Source organism: Micromonospora sp. AP08 (genome assembly GCF_008085935.1).
GTDB lineage: Bacteria > Actinomycetota > Actinomycetes > Mycobacteriales > Micromonosporaceae > Micromonospora > Micromonospora chersina.
In genome coordinates this window covers 70,556-84,851 of record NZ_VSEZ01000014.1, presented here as the reverse complement: position 1 = coordinate 84,851, position 14,296 = coordinate 70,556, and the positions used below count along the sequence as shown (strand labels likewise).

The window sequence follows — 14,296 nt, the reverse complement described above, 5'->3', positions numbered from 1 at the left end:
CCGCGAGACGCGGGAGTTCGCTGGTGATGTCGGGGCTCCTTCCGAATGCCCTGCTGATCCTGTATCAGACAACGGTCGCACACAACACGACCGGAGTCGGCGCGGGCGGGGCGAGCGAAACCCACCCCACGGACAGCGGCACGGCCGGGGACCGATGTTACGCCGCGACCCGCCCGTGACCGGAGCGCACCGGCCGGCGGGAGTGCCGCCGCAGGCCGCGGGGGTGCAGGATGATGCCCACCCCCGAACCACCCCGAGGAGTCATCCGTGGGCGTACCCCCCACCCGCCCCGCCGACCGTGCGCCGGCGCGGCCGGGCATCCCTCCCACCCGGCCGGCGGACCGGGCGCTGTCCCGGCCGCGGCGGCGGCTGCCCGCCGCGCTCGCGGCGCTCGCCGCCCTGCTCGCCGTCGGCGCCGGCGTCCTGGTCGACCTGGCCACCCCGGCGCCGCGCCCCGCCGACGCGCCCGCGGACGCGTTCAGCGCCGAGCGGGCGTACCAGAACGTCAAGGTCATCGCGGCGCGGCCGCACGTGGCCGGCAGCGCCGCCAACGACCAGGTCCGCGAGCATGTCGTGGGCGTGCTGCGCGGCCTGGGCCTGGAGACCGAGGTGCAGGACACCGTGGCCCCGGAGGCCGGGCAGCTCAGCGGGGCGGCCGGCGGCGCGACCCTGGCCCGGGTGCGCAACGTGGTGGCCCGGCTGCCCGGCACCGACCCCACCGGGCGGGTGTTCCTGGTGGCCCACTACGACTCGGTGCAGTCCGGGCCCGGCGGCAACGACGACGCGGCCGGCACCTCCACCGTTCTGGAGGTGGCCCGGGCGCTGGCCGCCGGCCCGCGTCCCCGCAACGACGTGGTCCTCGTGCTCACCGACGCGGAGGAGGCGTGCCTCTGTGGGGCCGCCGGCTTCGCCGCCGACCACCCGCTGGCCGCCGACGGCGGCGTGGTGCTCAACCTGGAGGCGCGCGGCTCCACCGGCCCCGTGATCATGTTCGAGACGTCCCGGAACAACGCGAAGCTGGTGGAGGCCTTCGGCCGGGCCGCCCCGCACCCGGTGGGCACCTCGTTCGCCGTGGAGATCTACCGGGCGCTGCCCAACGACACCGACTTCACCGCGTTCCTCGACCGGCGGTTCGTCGGCCTGAACTCGGCGTACATCGACGGCGGCGCGGTCTACCACACCCCGCTCGACGTGCCGGCCGCGATGGACCGGGGCAGCCTCCAGATGCACGGCGACAACGCCCTGGGCCTGGCCCGCGAGTTCGGCCGGACCGACCTGCGCGACCTGGGCTCCGACCACGACGACACCTACTTCCCGGTGCCCGGCGGGCTGGTCCGCTACCCCGGCTGGCTGACCCTGCCGCTGACGCTGGTCGCCCTGCTCGCGGTCGGCGCGCTCGGCTGGTTGCTGCGCCGGCGCGGCCGGGCCACCGCCGGACGGCTCGCGGCCGGCGCCGGGCTGGCCCTGGTGCCGGTGGTCGCCGCCCCGCTGGGCGCATGGCTGCTCTGGACCGCGGTCACCACCGTCCGCCCCGGCTACGCCGAACTGCTCGACCCGTACCGGCCGGTCTGGTACCGGCTCGCCGTGGTGGCGCTCGCCGCCGCGATCCTGTTCACCTGGTACGCGCTGACCCGCCGCTGGGCCGGCCCGGCCGCCCTGGCCTTCGGCGGGCTGGTCTGGCTGGCCCTGTTCGGGGTGCTGCTCGCCGTGCTGGTGCCCGGTGGCGCGTACCTGACGACCCTGCCGGCCCTGGCCGGCGCGGTGGCCGGCCTGGCGGCGCTGGCCACCCGGCGGGACGGCCCGTGGCCGGTGCTCGCCGTGACCCTGGCCGGGGCGGTGGCCGTGGTGATCCTGCTGCCCACCGTGGTGCTGCTCTTCCCCGCGCTCGGCATGGGCATGGGTGGGGTGGCGGCGCTCTTCGCGGTGCTGCTCGGGCTGGCCGCGCTGCCCGTGGTGGACCTGCTGCACCCGCAGGCCGGCGGCCAGCGCGGCCTCGGGGCGCTGCGGGCCCGCCGGCTCGGCGCGCTGCCGGCCGGCGCCGCCGCGCTCGCGGCCGTGGTGCTCGCCGGGGTCGGGCTGGCCGTGGACCGCTTCGACGCCGCCCACCCCGTGCCGACCCATTTGATGTACGCCCTCGACGCCGGGACGGGCACGGCCCGGTGGCTCAGCCACGAGGACGACCCGCAGCCCTGGACCGACGGCTTCGTGGGCGGGAAGGCCGACGTCTCGGACGATTTCCCGGGCCTCGGCGACGGGGAGCTGCGGGCCGGGCCGGCCCCGGCGGCGAGCCTGCCCGCGCCGGCGCTGGAGCTGCTCTCCGACACCCGCTCCGGTGACCAGCGGGTGCTGCGGGTGCGCGTGGTGCCGCAGCGGCCGGGGGTCCGGCTGCTCTCCCTGCACGTCGACACGTCGACCGCCACCGTCCGGTCGGCGACCGTGGCGGGGCGGGACGTGCCGGTCAAGGCCCGCGACGGCCGGTGGGGCTTCGGCGTCGTCTTCCACGCCCCGCCGGTGGAGGGCGTCGAGGTGACCCTGACGCTGGCTCCGAAGGCGGGGCAGGTGAACCTGCGCGCGATGGACGCCAGCGACGGGCTGGGCGGGCTGCCCGGGTTCCGGGCGCGGCCGGCGGACGTCGGCGTGGTCGGCTCGCACAGCTCGGAGATGCTGGCGGTGGCGCGGACCTATCCCCTGTAGAAAAAGTTCCGGGGCGGATGTCGAGGGGAGCTGACCCAGCTTCTACCCGTGGGTGCAGGTCAGACCCACGATCCCGACGAGCAGATCATGACGAAGGTGACGACCGGAGCCAGAGCGCGAAGCACATTCGGGATCTGGTCGAGCGGACCGGCGCGCTCGTCGTCGGCCGGCGGCTGTTCGACATGACGAACGGCTGGGGCGGCCGGCACCCGATGGACGTGCCGGTCGTCGTGGTCACGCACCACGTGCCGGAGGGCTGGGACCGGGAGGGCGAGTCGTTCGTGTTCGTCACCGACGGCATCGAGGCCGCCATCGATCGGGCGAAGGCGATCGCCGGCGACAAGGAGGTCGGCGTCAACGGCGGCACCATCGCCACCCAGGTGCTGGAGGCCGGCCTGCTCGACGAGGTGCACGTCGACCTCGTCCCGGTCCTGCTGGGCGACGGCATCCCGTTCTTCGCCGGCCTGAAGATCGCCCCCGTCCAGTTGGAGGGCCCCACCCGGGTCGTCCAGGGCACCGGGGTCACCCACCTGGCCTACCGGGTCCGCAAGCAGGGCTGACGCCGGCGCGGCGAGCCGTGTGGCCCCCGGGGGATCGCCCGGGGGCCACGGTTCAGCGGGTCAGGAGACCTTGTCGATCTTGCAGGAGACGTCGCCGGTCACCTTCTGGCTCAGCACGACCATGCCCTGCTCGACGGCCTTCTGGCCGGGCCGCACGTCGGAGACGATGGCGGTGGTGTTGCCCACCCGGGTGCCCTTGGCGTCGAGCACGAACACGTCCACGAGGTAGGTGTTCTGGTCCTTGCTGGTGTTGTTCACCTCGACGTCGAACTTCACGTTCGCCAGGAACTCGTCGCCGGCCGACTCGGCCTCGCACGACTTGAGCTCGACGTGCCCGGCCTTCGCGTCCTGGCTCTTGCTGACGTCGTCGGCCGCCTTGCCGACCAGGGCGGTGCAGGCCACGAAGCCGCCGCCGCAGAGCAGGACGGCCAGGCCGGCGATGATGAGGAAGACCTTCAGCCCGGTCGACATGCCCTTCTTCGGCGGGGGCGCGGGGGCGAACCCGGGCGACGGGGGCGGGGTCGGCTGCGACATTCGTTGTGCCTTTCATGGACGCTCGTGAGCCTCCGGCGGGTTTTCCGTGCCGGAGGCTCACCGGTGCTTGTTTCTGCAGGTCATGGCGACGCCCCCGACGTGGGAGCGACCCGGCAGAGAGTGCCACGGCAGACGCCCCTACAAGATCGACCACCTCGGTGCTTGCTGCCGGACAATCAGTTACCTTGAGCAACTAGTTGGGCGACGGTTCCCACCCAGTCGGCTGAGCATGATCAGCCGGGACGCCCCCGCAGCAGGGGGCGGCTCAACCGCCCGCCCATGGCGTCGCCCGTGACCACCCCCGCCAGCATCAGCACGACAAGGCTGGCGACCAGCACCGGCGGCCAGCCGCCCACCCACGGCATCGCGGCCACCAGGATCAGCAGCCAGAACACCCGGTGCCATGGGACGGTGCCGACGATCTTGTAGGTGAACAGGGTGCGGCCGAGCAGGAAGAGCGCCGGCCCGCCGAAGATCAGCGCGATCCACCGCCGCGGCGTGTCGCCCGTGGGCCGCGCGACGACCAGGTCGAACGCGGCGGCGGTGCAGACGATGCCGGCGAGCATGACCAGGTGCGTGTACGGCGCCAGCCGGGTCGCCCGCCGCAGCAGCCGCGGGGCGGTGGTCCGCACGATGTCGCCCGCACCCAGGACGTAGATCTGCCAGAGCAGCAGCATGGCGGCGAAGGCGCTCAGGAAGGCGGCCGACCGGGCCAGGGTGAACTCGGACCGGCTGATCTCCAGCGTCGGCACCAGGATGATGTCGCCGAGCGCCAGGATGACGAACTGCTGGTAGCGCTCGCCCAGGTGCTCGGTCGTCTTCTCGTACTGCCCGAAGGGCACCCGGCCGAGACCGGGCGTCGGGTAGCGCGCCGCGGCCGAGACGTAGTCGATCGTGACCGCGACGACCCAGAGCGCCCACGGCCACCCGTCCGGCAGCAGCGCCCCGCCGAGCCAGAAGACGCCGGAGACGAGGAACCAGAAGAGGAAGCGGGCGGCCCGCTGCTCGGCCATGTGCCGACGCCGGTGCAGCACGCCGACCAGCACCACCCCGCGCACCAGGTGCGGGATGACGTAGCCCACCGCGAAGACCAGCGCGTGCGAGTCGACGGCCAGCGCCGCCGCCGTCACGACGGCACCCAGCATGGTCACCATCAGGATGGCCTGGATCGGTCGCTGGTCCGGGTCGTAGAAGTCGGTCGTGGTCGAGGTGATCGACCAGGTCCACCAGACCGCCATCAGCATGATCACGACCGGCGCGAGCTCATTCCACGAGGTCCGCTCCGCGATCAGCATCGAGACCAACGCCAGGGCCGCCACGAAGACGACGTCGAAGAGCAGCTCCAGCAGGGTCGCCCGGGTCGAACCGTTCGGCCGGCGCACCAGCTCGCTGCTGCCTCCGGTCGTCATGCCCGACCTCCCGCCACCCGTCGACGCCGGGTCGCGGGCGACGCTGCGTCCCCGCCGATTATCGGGGCCGCCCCGGTGGCCCGTCCCCGGATCGGCATTCCCCGCGATGTAACAAGCGGCCGGCCCGGTCGCGCCTTTACGAAGGTGAAGCCAAGCTTGGTCGAACGGCACCGCCGTGACTGACCTCTCCGCGATCGCGAGGGAGCGGGCAGCGCTGGCGACGATCGCCGACGCGATCGTCGCGGCGTCGGTCGACAAGGGCCTACGGATCGAGGTGGCCTGCCCCACGTCCCGCCTCGCCGTGGTCGACCACCTGGCACAGGCCCTGCACGCCCGGGGCCGCGTCTGCCGCTGCCGCGCGGCCGGGTCTGAGCCGGGAGAGGCCGCCGGCCCGCCCCTGGATCGGGGACAGCACGGCATCGTGGTCATCACGGGCGGGCCTGCCAGCGACACCGATCGCGGCGTGCTGCGCGTGGACGTCAGGGTGACCGCCGCCGCCCAAGATGGTTTCCCGGCGGGCGGTGATCCGGACATCGTCCTCGACTACCAGGACCCGGACGGGCCGATGATCCGCTACCTCGCGCCCCACCTGTCGGCCGGCAACCGGAGCGGATAGATCCCGCTACTTCCAGCGGAAGTGGACGAAGAGGCGGCCGAAGTTCTTCGAGTCCTTCTCGACCCGGTGGTAGAGCTGCTTGACGTCCTTCTGGTCGAGGAAGCGCAGCACCTTCTTCTTGAGCTGCCCCGAGCCCTTGCCGGGGATGATCTCCACGAGGGTGGCCTTCTTCGCCACGGCCTCGTCCATGATCCCGCGCAGCGCGCGGTCGATGTCGTGGCCGCGGTTGTAGATGTCGTGGAGATCGAGCTTGAGCTTCACCAGCCCATCGTAGGTACGACGAAGGGCAGCCCGGCAGGGCTGCCCTTCGTTGTCGACCGTCAGCGGCCGCCGACCTTGCCCTCCACCCGGCGCAGCGCCGTGGTGTAGTCGGCGTTGGTCGAGTACATGGCCGCCGCGATGCGCAGGTGCCGCAGCGCGTCGGCGGGGCGGTTCATCCGCTCCAGCGTCCGGCCCAGCACGTGGTGCGCGTAGTGGTCGCTCGGGTCCCGGTCGACCAGCTCGCGCAGCTGCTCCTCGGCCCGGTTGAGCTGGGCCGACTGGAAGTACGCCCGGGCCAGCAGTTGCCGGACCGAGGAGTTGCCGGGCTCGGCCTCGACGATGGGCTCGAGCAGCCGGGCCGCTCCGGTCGGGTCACCTGCTTCGAAGAACATGGTCGCCCGCCGGTACTCCGCCAGAAGATCCACTCGACCCACCTCCTCGTGTCGCGCCAGCCCTTTGTCCGACGCTGGCACAACACCAGCCGTACCGCGAGTGTTCCGTCGGGTGTGATCGCGGTCAGGGGGTCGGGTCGAACCGGTCGCCCACCAGGTCCCAGGCCCGGACACCACCGACGATGCCGGCCGTGTTCGGGACGACCACGACGTCGTCGCCCATCCGGGCCAGTTGTTCCGGCCGGATCAGCCGCGAGTTGCCGCCGCCCAGGTAGAGCCGGTCCCAGCGGAAGACCGGGCGCAGGCCGTCCACGACCTGGCGGATCCGCCGGGACCAGAACGCGTCGCCGAGCCGGCGCCGTTCCGGCTCCCCGACGTACGTGTCGTAGGTGGTGTTCCAGCGCACCGGGGCGTGCGACAGCTCCAGGTGCGGGGCGAGCACCCCACCGTCGAAGAGCGCGCTGCCCAGCCCGGTGCCCAGGGTCAGCACCAGCTCGCAGCCGGTCCCGGCGACCACGCCCGCGCCGTGCACCTCGGCGTCGTTGAGCACCAGCGCCGGGATGCCGAACGCCTCGGCCAGGGCGGTGCGCACGTCGTGCCCGGACCACTCGGCGACCAGGGCGGGGTCGAGCCGGCTGCGCGGGCCGGAGCGGGTCACGTAGTGCGGGGTGGCCACCACCACGCCGTGCCGGATCATGCCGGGCATCCCGACGGTGAGCCGGTCCGCCGCGGGCAGCCGGCCGCCGAGGTCCAGCAGCGTCTTGACGAACAGGGTCGGCGGCAGCGGGTACGGCGTGGGGACGCGCAGGGGGCGGGCCCGCATCGTCCCCGCGGCGTCCAGCACGGAGGCCTTGATCCCGCCGCCCCCGCAGTCGATCGCCAGAGTGGTCACCACGGCTGTGAGTCTTCCTCACCCCCGGCCGGCCCCGAGCGCGGGTCGACCGATTCGCCGCGCCGGTAGGCTCGGTCTCCTCATGAGCGCCACGTTGATCGCCAAGGACCTCACCGCCGGGCACGGCGACCGCCTCCTCTTCACCGACCTGGACCTGGTGGTCGCCCCGGGCGACGTGGTCGGGCTGGTCGGGGTGAACGGCGCCGGCAAGTCCACCCTGCTGCGCACCCTCGCCGGGCTCCAGCCGCTGGAGCAGGGGTCGGTGGCGTTGAACCCGCCGGCCGCCACCGTCGGCTACCTGCCGCAGGAGCCGGAGCGCCGGCCGGGCGAGACGGTCCGGGACTTCCTGGCCCGCCGCACCGGGGTGACTGCCGCGCAGGCGGCGCTCGACGCCGCCACCGAGGCGCTGACCGCCGGGACGCCCGGCGCGGACGACGCGTACGCCACGGCGCTGGAGCGCTGGCTCGACCTGGGCGGGGCGGACCTGGACGAGCGGGCCGAGCAGGTGGCCGCCGAACTGGGGCTCCGCGTCGACCTGGAGCACCCGATGACGGGCCTGTCCGGCGGCCAGGCGGCCCGGGCCGGGCTGGCCTCGCTGCTGCTCAGCCGGTACGACGTCTTCCTGCTGGACGAGCCCACCAACGACCTGGACCTGGCCGGCCTGGACCGGCTGGAGCGGTTCGTCACCGGGCTGCGCGCCGGCACCGTGCTGGTCAGCCACGACCGGGAGTTCCTCACCCGGACGGTCACCCGGATCGTGGAGCTGGACCTGCACCAGGGCCAGGTCAACCACTTCGGCGGCGGCTACGCGGCCTACCTGGAGGAGCGCGAGGTGGCCCGCCGGCACGCCCGCGAGGAGTTCGAGGAGTACGCCGGCACCCGGGCCCAGTTGGAGGCGCGGGCCCGGACGCAGCGGTCCTGGATGGAGAAGGGCGTGAAGAACGCCCGCCGCAAGGCCACCGACAACGACAAGATCGGCCGCAAGTTCCGCTCCGAGGCCAGCGAGAAGCAGGCCGCGAAGGCCCGGCAGACCGAGCGGTTGATCGAGCGGCTGGAGGTGGTGGAGGAGCCGCGCAAGGAGTGGGAGCTGCGGATGGAGATCGCCGCCGCGCCCCGCGCCGGCGCCGTCGTGGCCGCGCTCCGGGGCGCCGTCGTACGCCGTGGCGACTTCACCCTGGGCCCGGTGGACCTCCAGATCGACTGGGCCGACCGGGTGGCGATCACCGGGGCGAACGGCTCCGGCAAGAGCACCCTGCTGGCCGCGCTGCTCGGCCGGCTGCCGCTGGACGAGGGGCACGCCGCGCTCGGGCCGGGCGTGGTGGTGGGCGAGGTGGACCAGGCCCGGGGGCTCTTCCTCGGCGACCAGCCGCTGCTGGACGCGTTCGGCGCCGCCGTACCCGAGCAGAGCCCGGCGGACGTGCGGACGCTGCTGGCCAAGTTCGGCCTGCGGGCCGACCACGTGCTGCGGCCGGCGGCCACCCTCTCCCCCGGCGAGCGGACCCGGGCCGCGCTGGCCCTGCTCCAGGGGCGCGGGGTGAACCTGCTGGTGCTGGACGAGCCGACCAACCACCTGGACCTGCCGGCGATCGAGCAGCTGGAGTCGGCGCTGGCCGGCTACCCGGGGACCCTGCTGCTGGTGACCCACGACCGGCGGATGCTGGACGCGGTGAGCGTGAACCGGCGGCTGCGGGTGGCGGACGGACGGATCGCCGAGGATTGATCCGTGCCGACCCGGTCGCGCGGGGTGAGAATGACCCCATGCTCAAGTGGGAGTACGCGCTGCTGGTCCGCCGCCGTCAGGCCGCCACCACCGACATCGGGTGGGAGGTCGTCTTCATCTGGTACGGCCCGGACGGCTCCATGATCGACGTCACGCCGTACGGCGACACCGCGCTGGCCCACCTGAACCGGGCCGGTGACCAGGGCTGGGAACTGGTCGCCATGAGCGAGGACCCGTCGCTGCCCGGCAACAACGAGTTGCACCGCTACCACCTGAAGCGGCCGAAGGCGGCCGCCCCGCAGCCCCGCCAACGGATGCGCGGCTCCCGCACCGCCCGCCGCACCATCGCCGGCTGACCGCCGACGGCGGCGGCCCGGATCCGGGCAGGTGAGGCATATCGGGCGGGGATGCGGGTATCGCGCCGCCCGGAGGTGGGCGCATGGTCGCGATCGGGCAATCCGCACTCTCGGGCGAGCGGCTGCGGGAGGTCGACGGCTTCCTCACCGAGGCGTGGGTCGACCTCGCCCGGCACGACGAGCGGCTGCGCGGGCTGACCGTGGAGGTGCGCTTCGACCGGGGCGTCGCCCATGTCGACGGCACCGTCGCCGATCCCGCCCAGCTGCGCCTGGTCCGGGACCTGGTGGGCCGGCTCGCCGGGGTGCTCGGCGTCTGGTGCCGGGTGAGCGTCGCCGGGCGCGCGCCCGTGGTGGTGGACCTGGGGTGCGGGGCGACCAAGCAGTGGCCGGGCAACCTGGGGCTGGACATCTACCCGGCGCCGGGGGTGAACGCGGTGGCGGACCTGTCCGGCTCGCTGCCGCTGGCCGACGACTCGGTGGACGTCTTCTTCGCGGTGCACATCCTGGAGCACCTGATCGACTTCCTGCCGCTGCTGGACGAGTGCCACCGGGTGCTGCGCCCGGGCGGCGTGCTGCACGTGATGAGCCCCTGGTGGCGGCACGTGAACGCGGTGGCCGACCCGACCCACGTGCGCCTGCTGGACGTGCAGACCTTCAAGGGCATCTGCGGTCAACGCCCGCCCGGCACCCCGCGCTGGTATCCGCTGCACGTGGGCTGCGACGGCGCCTCCATCTTCGCCGACCTGACCCCCCTGCCGCCGGACGCACCACCCCCGTCCAGCTCCCACCTGGCCCGCTTCTTCGACTGACCCGGCCCACCGGAGGGTCAGGGGGCGGACTCGCGGAGGGCCAGGCGGTGCGGGGCCACCAGCTCGCGGGGTGGGGTTTCCGGGTCTGCCGTCAGGCGGTTGGCCAGGAGTTCGACCGCCAGGCGGGCGATGCGTTCCTTGTCGGGGGCCACCGTGCTGAGGGTGGGGATGGAGAAGCGGCCGTCCTCGATGTCGTCGAAGCCGGCCACCGCGACGTCGTCGGGCACCCGCAGGCCGGCCTCGTGCAGGGCGCGCAACGCGCCGAGGGCCAGGGTGTCGTTGAAGCAGAAGACGGCGTCGGGGCGTACCCCGGTGGAGAGCAGGTGCCGCATGGCGGCCGCGCCGTCCGCGCGGTGCCAGGCCGGCGCGGGCGCCACGAGCCGCTCGTCGTACGCGATGCCGGCGTCGGCCAGCGCGGCGGTGTAGCCGGCCAGGCGGAGCCGGGCGCTGGCCCCCTCGGGGGTGCGCTGCGAGCCGATCGCGGCGATCCGGCGGCGGCCGAGCCCGACCAGGTGGGCGGTGATCTCCCGGGCGGCGGCCACGTTGTCGACCACCACGTGGTCGGCGGGGCCGTGGTCGACCCGCTCGCCGAGCAGCACCATGGGCATGCCGTCGAGGCCGACGAGGTCGTCGGCGGTGAGCGCGAGCGGGCTGAAGATCAGGCCGTCGATCATGTGGTCGCCGATGCCGCTCGCGGCCTTGCGTTCCTGCTCCGGGCCGCCGCCGGTCTGGTCGATCAGCACCGTCCAGCCGTGCTCGGCCGCGGCGGTGACCACGTGCCGGGCCAGCTCGGCGAAGTAGGGAATGTCCAGCTCGGGGACGGCCAGGGCGATCACGCCGGTGCGCCCCTTGCGCAGGTTGCGGGCGGAGAGGTTGGGCCGGTAGTTGAGTTCGGCGATGGCGGCCTCGACCCGGGCGCGGGTGTCCGCGCGGACGTGCTGGTAGCCGTTGACCACGTTGGAGACGGTCTTCACCGACACGCCGGCCCGTTCCGCGACGTCCTTGAGCCTGTGCCGCACTGGACTTCCTCCCGGGTGACTGCTGGGGCGCACTCTACCGCGTCACGACGACGTAACGACCCCTTTACATCGTTGCTTACAACGTTGTACAAACCAGGGACACCAGTGACCGAGGTCACCGGGACAGCACCGAGGAAAGGTGGCACTCGTGCCGAACGCGCAGCTGACGATCGACCCGACCTTCACCATCGGGACGGCCGACCGTCGCCTCTTCGGTTCCTTCGTCGAGCACATGGGGCGCTGCGTCTACGGCGGGGTCTACGAGCCGGGCCACCCGGACGCCGACCCGCGCGGCTTCCGGCGCGACGTGCTGGAGCTGACCCGCGAGCTGGGCGTCTCCGTGGTCCGCTACCCGGGCGGCAACTTCGTCTCCGGCTACCGCTGGGAGGACGGCGTCGGCCCGGTCGGCGACCGCCCGCGCCGGCTGGACCTGGCCTGGAAGACCGTCGAGACCAACGCGTTCGGGCTGGACGAGTTCATGACCTGGGCGGCCGAGGCCGGCGTCGAGCCCATGATGGCGGTCAACCTCGGCACCCGCGGCGTGCAGGAGGCGTGCGACCTGCTGGAGTACGCCAACCACCCGGGCGGCACCCAGCTGTCCGACCTGCGCCGCAAGCACGGCGCCGAGGAGCCGTACGGGGTGCGGCTCTGGTGCCTCGGCAACGAGCTGGACGGCCCGTGGCAGGTCGGCCACAAGACCGCCGACGAGTATGGCCGGCTCGCCGCCGAGACCGCCCGCGCCATGAAGATGATCGACCCCTCGATCAGCCTGGTCGCCTGCGGCAGCTCCAACCGGGGGATGCCGACCTTCGCCTCCTGGGAGGCGACCGTGCTGGAGCACACCTACGAGCACGTCGACTACATCTCGGCCCACACCTACTACGACCCGTCCGACGGCGACCGGGCCAGCATCCTGGCGTCGGCCGTGGACATGGACAACTTCATCCGCGAGGTGGTCGCCACCGCCGACCACGTGGCCGCCAAGCAGCGGCAGAAGCGCAAGCTGAAGATCTCCTTCGACGAGTGGAACGTCTGGTACCAGTCCCGCCTCCAGGCCGACCTGGACCGGCGCGGCTGGGTCGAGGCCCCCGCCCTGATCGAGGACGACTTCACCGCGGTCGACGCGGTGGTGGTCGGCGACCTGCTGATCACCCTGCTCCGGCACGCCGACCGGGTCGGGGTGGCCTGCCAGGCCCAGCTCGCCAACGTGATCGCCCCGATCCGGACCCGGACCGGCGGCCCGGCCTGGCGGCAGAGCATCTTCCACCCGTTCGCCCTGACCGCCCGGCACGCGCGCGGCACCGTGCTGCGCACCGAGCCGGTCGGCCCGACCTACGAGACGAAGCGGTACGGCGAGGTGCCGGTGCTGGACACCGTCGCCGTGCACGACGAGGAGACCGGCGAGCTGGCCGTCTTCGCGGTCAACCGGGGCCCGAACGAGCTCCCGCTCGACCTGGACCTGCGCGGCCTGCCCGGCCTGCGCGCGGTCGAACACGTCACCCTCGCGGCCGGCACCGACCCGGCCGCCACGAACACCGAGGCGGAGCCCACCCGGGTGACGCCCCGGCAGCTCACCACCCCCACCCCCGACGGCGGCCGGTGCTCCGTGGCACTGCCCGCCTGCTCCTGGAACCTGCTGCGCTTCGCACCTCAGTCGTGACCAGGCAATACTGCATCCCGTCCCCCAAGGAGTAAGCATGATCCAGAACGAGATGAGCCGGCGCCGGCTGCTCGGCCTCGGCGTCGGGCTCGGCGCGGCGGCCACGCTGACGCTGGCCGGCTGCGGCGGCGGCAGCAGCACCAAGGGGTCCACCGCGGCCGGCAACGGCGGCAAGGAGTACACCGGCCCGAAGGTCGACCTGAAGCTGTGGAACGGCTTCACCGGCGGCGACGGCGACATCTTCAAGAAGCTGGTCGAGCAGTTCAACAGCGAGCACCAGAACATCGCCATCAGCGTGATCACCTACGAGTGGCAGGACTACTACAGCAAGCTGCCCGGCGCGGTCTCCAGCGGCAACGGGCCGGACATCGCGGTCATGCACATGGACCAGCTCGCCACGTTCGCCGCCCGTGGCGTGATCACCGAGCTGGACGACGTGGCCAAGACCCTCCAGCTGAGCGAGGGCGACTTCGCCCCGACGGTGTGGAAGGGTGGCCTCTACCACGACAAGCGGTACGGCATCCCGCTGGACATGCACCCGCTCGGCTTCTACTACAACAAGACCGTCATGCAGAAGGCCGGCCTCGACCCGAACAAGCCGCCGACGACGAAGGACGAGTACACGGCGGCGCTCACCGAGCTGAAGAAGTCGGGCGTCCAGGGCTTCTGGGTCAGCCCCTTCCAGTTCACCGGCGGCATGACCTTCTACAGCCTCCTGCACCAGTGGGGCGGGACGCTCTTCGACGGCGAGGTGGCGAAGGCGACCTTCAACTCGGACCCGGCCGTCGAGGCGTGCACCTGGCTGGTCGACATGATCAAGCAGGGCTTCTCCCCCGCCAACGTCGGCCAGGACGCCGACTACCTGGCGCTCAAGAGCGGCAAGAACGCCTTCAACTGGAACGGCATCTGGCAGATCAACGACCTGAAGAAGAGCGCCGGCCTGGAGTGGGGCGTCGCGCCGCTGCCGCAGATCGGCAGCCAGAAGGCCGCCTGGGCGAACTCGCACAACTTCACGATCGTCAAGCAGCGCAGCGCCGACAACAACAAGGTCTCCGGCGCCAAGGTCTTCATCAACTGGCTCAGCGAGCACTCCCTCGACTGGGCCAAGGGTGGCCAGATCCCGGCCCGCAAGGAGGTCCGCGAGGGCGCCGAGTTCAAGGCCCTGCCGGAGATCAGCGCGCTCGCTCCCGAGCTGGAGTACGCCGCCTTCCCGCCGGCCTCGCCCGGCCTCGGCGAGGTCATGGTCACCTTCTACAACGCCTTCAACGAGGCGGCGCTGGGCAAGAAGTCGCCGAAGCAGGCGCTGGACGACGGCGTGGCCAAGGCGAACAAGCAGCTCGAGGACAACCGCAAGAAGTACGGGAGCTGATCCGC

The 14,296-nt window shown here is 72.9% G+C and carries 14 protein-coding genes; 8 read left to right on the top strand and 6 right to left on the bottom strand.

What is annotated here, in order from left to right:
- The first annotated feature begins 267 nt into the window (after nucleotides 1–267).
- Together FXF50_RS22355 and FXF50_RS22350 are read left to right on the top strand one after the other, a co-directional pair.
- Entirely contained in the window at nucleotides 268–2,694 is a 2,427-nt protein-coding gene (locus tag FXF50_RS22355) for a M28 family peptidase (protein ID WP_255510148.1), read from the top strand.
- Between the two features lie 17 nt (nucleotides 2,695–2,711).
- Entirely contained in the window at nucleotides 2,712–3,254 is a 543-nt protein-coding gene (locus FXF50_RS22350; RefSeq protein WP_148430838.1) for a dihydrofolate reductase family protein, read from the top strand.
- A 60-nt stretch (nucleotides 3,255–3,314) separates the two neighbouring features.
- On the opposite strand, the gene FXF50_RS22345 is transcribed toward FXF50_RS22350, so the two are convergent.
- Nucleotides 3,315–3,788 carry an FxLYD domain-containing protein gene (locus tag FXF50_RS22345; RefSeq protein WP_148430837.1) on the bottom strand — a complete coding sequence of 158 codons (474 nt, stop codon included), beginning with the start codon at nucleotides 3,786–3,788 and terminating at the stop codon, nucleotides 3,315–3,317.
- A gap of 233 nt (nucleotides 3,789–4,021) precedes the next feature.
- Complete coding sequence (locus FXF50_RS22340; RefSeq protein WP_148430836.1) at nucleotides 4,022–5,197, bottom strand: low temperature requirement protein A; 1,176 nt, start codon at nucleotides 5,195–5,197, stop codon at nucleotides 4,022–4,024.
- Between the two features lie 175 nt (nucleotides 5,198–5,372).
- Between FXF50_RS22340 and FXF50_RS22335 the strand changes: the two genes are divergently transcribed.
- Nucleotides 5,373–5,813: a hypothetical protein gene (locus FXF50_RS22335; RefSeq protein WP_148430835.1), complete on the top strand. Its 441-nt coding sequence runs from the start codon at nucleotides 5,373–5,375 to the stop codon at nucleotides 5,811–5,813.
- A gap of 6 nt (nucleotides 5,814–5,819) precedes the next feature.
- On the opposite strand, the gene FXF50_RS22330 is transcribed toward FXF50_RS22335, so the two are convergent.
- From FXF50_RS22330 to FXF50_RS22320, 3 genes are all read right to left on the bottom strand, one after another.
- Nucleotides 5,820–6,074 carry a Smr/MutS family protein gene (locus tag FXF50_RS22330; protein WP_046564396.1) on the bottom strand — a complete coding sequence of 85 codons (255 nt, stop codon included), beginning with the start codon at nucleotides 6,072–6,074 and terminating at the stop codon, nucleotides 5,820–5,822.
- A gap of 59 nt (nucleotides 6,075–6,133) precedes the next feature.
- A complete protein-coding gene (locus FXF50_RS22325) occupies nucleotides 6,134–6,499 on the bottom strand; it encodes a M48 family metallopeptidase (RefSeq protein ID WP_148430834.1) in 366 nt (121 codons plus the stop codon).
- Between the two features lie 91 nt (nucleotides 6,500–6,590).
- Nucleotides 6,591–7,361 carry an ROK family protein gene (locus FXF50_RS22320; RefSeq protein ID WP_148430833.1) on the bottom strand — a complete coding sequence of 257 codons (771 nt, stop codon included), beginning with the start codon at nucleotides 7,359–7,361 and terminating at the stop codon, nucleotides 6,591–6,593.
- A 79-nt stretch (nucleotides 7,362–7,440) separates the two neighbouring features.
- Between FXF50_RS22320 and FXF50_RS22315 the strand changes: the two genes are divergently transcribed.
- From FXF50_RS22315 to FXF50_RS22305, 3 genes are all read left to right on the top strand, one after another.
- Nucleotides 7,441–9,078 carry an ABC-F family ATP-binding cassette domain-containing protein gene (locus tag FXF50_RS22315; RefSeq protein WP_148430832.1) on the top strand — a complete coding sequence of 546 codons (1,638 nt, stop codon included), beginning with the start codon at nucleotides 7,441–7,443 and terminating at the stop codon, nucleotides 9,076–9,078.
- Nucleotides 9,079–9,116: 38 nt separating this feature from the next.
- Nucleotides 9,117–9,434, top strand: coding sequence for a hypothetical protein (locus FXF50_RS22310; protein WP_091317692.1), 318 nt, complete (start codon nucleotides 9,117–9,119; stop codon nucleotides 9,432–9,434).
- An 83-nt stretch (nucleotides 9,435–9,517) separates the two neighbouring features.
- Nucleotides 9,518–10,243, top strand: a complete 726-nt coding sequence (locus FXF50_RS22305; protein ID WP_148430831.1) for a methyltransferase domain-containing protein — start codon at nucleotides 9,518–9,520, stop codon at nucleotides 10,241–10,243.
- Nucleotides 10,244–10,260: 17 nt separating this feature from the next.
- On the opposite strand, the gene FXF50_RS22300 is transcribed toward FXF50_RS22305, so the two are convergent.
- Nucleotides 10,261–11,262: a LacI family DNA-binding transcriptional regulator gene (locus FXF50_RS22300; RefSeq protein WP_148430830.1), complete on the bottom strand. Its 1,002-nt coding sequence runs from the start codon at nucleotides 11,260–11,262 to the stop codon at nucleotides 10,261–10,263.
- Between the two features lie 148 nt (nucleotides 11,263–11,410).
- On the opposite strand from FXF50_RS22300, the gene FXF50_RS22295 reads away from it, so the two are divergent.
- Nucleotides 11,411–12,922 (top strand): alpha-N-arabinofuranosidase, encoded by a 1,512-nt coding sequence (locus FXF50_RS22295; protein WP_148430829.1) that lies wholly within the window; start codon nucleotides 11,411–11,413, stop codon nucleotides 12,920–12,922.
- 37 nt (nucleotides 12,923–12,959) lie between these two features.
- Nucleotides 12,960–14,291, top strand: a complete 1,332-nt coding sequence (locus tag FXF50_RS22290; protein WP_148430828.1) for an ABC transporter substrate-binding protein — start codon at nucleotides 12,960–12,962, stop codon at nucleotides 14,289–14,291.
- Nucleotides 14,292–14,296: the final 5 nt, after the last annotated feature.

What these genes read in the sequence shown, in the direction of transcription:
- FXF50_RS22350 (WP_148430838.1), top strand. Translation starts at nt 2,712, where the DNA reads ATGTCGAGGGGAGCTGACCCAGCTTCTACCCGTGGGTGCAGGTCAGAC.
- FXF50_RS22305 (WP_148430831.1), top strand. Translation starts at nt 9,518, where the DNA reads ATGGTCGCGATCGGGCAATCCGCACTCTCGGGCGAGCGGCTGCGGGAG.
- FXF50_RS22345 (WP_148430837.1), bottom strand. Translation starts at nt 3,788, where the DNA reads ATGTCGCAGCCGACCCCGCCCCCGTCGCCCGGGTTCGCCCCCGCGCCC.
- FXF50_RS22340 (WP_148430836.1), bottom strand. Translation starts at nt 5,197, where the DNA reads ATGACGACCGGAGGCAGCAGCGAGCTGGTGCGCCGGCCGAACGGTTCG.
- FXF50_RS22315 (WP_148430832.1), top strand. Translation starts at nt 7,441, where the DNA reads ATGAGCGCCACGTTGATCGCCAAGGACCTCACCGCCGGGCACGGCGAC.
- FXF50_RS22310 (WP_091317692.1), top strand. Translation starts at nt 9,117, where the DNA reads ATGCTCAAGTGGGAGTACGCGCTGCTGGTCCGCCGCCGTCAGGCCGCC.
- FXF50_RS22290 (WP_148430828.1), top strand. Translation starts at nt 12,960, where the DNA reads ATGATCCAGAACGAGATGAGCCGGCGCCGGCTGCTCGGCCTCGGCGTC.